Origin of the sequence: Cobetia sp. SIMBA_158, assembly GCF_046566945.1 — a bacterium.
GTDB lineage: Bacteria > Pseudomonadota > Gammaproteobacteria > Pseudomonadales > Halomonadaceae > Cobetia > Cobetia amphilecti.
In genome coordinates, this window is record NZ_JAWJYL010000410.1 from 1 (window position 1) to 270 (window position 270).

Below are 270 nucleotides of genomic sequence, written 5' to 3' on the forward strand. Positions count from 1 at the left end.
TGACACTTCTAGATGAACATCATTATATACCTGCTTTCCCAGTAGAGGCTCGCATCAATAATGTAGAGAATTTTATTTATGTGGCGGTTCCGAGTACAGAGTCGAAAGAAAGAATGGAGCAATTAAAAGAACTTTTAACATACATTTCTTCAAAATATGGTGATCATTTTAAAATGCGCATCACCCAAATTGACATGAAAGCCCGCGAACAGCAATTGCGATGGGGAGGAAATATTCACGCTATCGGTAGTGCATTAATGGAAAATAAGG

1 protein-coding gene is annotated in these 270 nt (G+C 37.8%); it reads left to right on the forward strand.

Features of this window, described 5'->3' with window-relative positions:
• On the forward strand, positions 1-270 hold a 270-nt coding region (locus tag R2R70_RS20495), incomplete at both ends, for a hypothetical protein (protein WP_410978978.1).